At 56.0% G+C, this 1,215-nt stretch carries 1 protein-coding gene; it reads left to right on the top strand.

Annotated features, from left to right (window positions below):
• Window positions 1-64 precede the first annotated feature (64 nt).
• Window positions 65-1,215: FAD-binding protein (locus tag ACTHS3_RS13715; RefSeq protein WP_440368218.1), on the top strand; the 1,151-nt coding region annotated here is incomplete at its 3' end.

The raw sequence follows: 1,215 nt of genomic DNA, 5'->3' as shown, positions 1-1,215 counted from the left end.
TGCGCCGCCTACGCGAAATCGACAGCGGCAAAATGAAAGTCGAATTTGAAGAGGAGTCAGTGTAATGGTTAACAAAACCCAAGGCATAGACTACGAAACCGCCCTTGCCAACCTGCGTGCGTCCTCATTGGAATTACGCGGCGATTTACCTGAAAAAAACGAATTACTGAGCCAATTTCACCCTGACTATCAGGCAAATGCCCGTGTGAAACTGCCTATCGGTCCAAACCAAGGCGATTACTGCCATCCTGATTTGGCCAAACTCTTAATCAGTCAGCCTCTGATTGACGACTATAATTTGTCGGGTGCAGAACACTTGAACACCGACGTATTGGTAATTGGTGGCGGCGGAGCGGGCGCGGCAGCGGCATTGTCTGCCACTGAAGCCGGAGCACGCGTCATCATGGCGAACAAACTGCGTATCGGCGACAGTAATACCGTGATGGCCGAAGGCGGCATTCAAGCTGCGATCGGCGCGGAAGACAGCCTGCAACAACACTTTGACGATACCATCAAAGGCGGCCACAACGCAGGCAAAAAAGAATTGGTGGCGCAAATGGTTACCGATGCGCCGTCCGCCATCCGCTGGCTGATCGGCTTGGGCATGACTTTCGATCTTGCCAAAGGCACGGACAGCAACGGCATGTTGAGCCGCAAGCGTGCAGGCGGTACGACCGTGCCGCGCATTCTGAGCTACCGCGACTTTACCGGCCTCGAAATGATGCGCGTACTGCGCGAGGCAGTCGAGCTCGACGAAAACATCACACAGCTTAACCGCCACCCCGCCATCGAATTATTGTCTGACGAACACGGCCGCTGCGTCGGCGCGATTTTGTACGATTTGGAAAAACGTTCTTTGGTGTTGGTTCACGCTAAAGCCGTGGTATTGGCAACCGGCGGCAGCGGACGCCTGCATTTGCAAGGTTTCGCCACTTCCAACCACTATGGAGCGACTGCAGACGGCCTGGTCATGGCCTACCGTATCGGCGCCAAACTGCGCGATGTCGATTCTTTCCAATACCACCCGACCGGCGTTGCCCATCCGCCACACTTGGCAGGCGCGCTGATTTCCGAAGCAGTGCGCTCTGCAGGCACCAAGCTGGTCAACGGTTTGGGCGAACGTTTCGTTGACGAATTACAACCGCGCGACGTTGTTGCCGCTGCGATTCTGCGCGAATGCCGCGAAGGCCGCGGCGTGGTACGCGATGGTCAAGT

This window comes from Neisseria sp. P0009.S007, assembly GCF_051962515.1.
The sequence above is the reverse complement of the archived record's forward strand: the minus strand, read 5'-3'. Positions and strand labels throughout refer to the sequence as shown.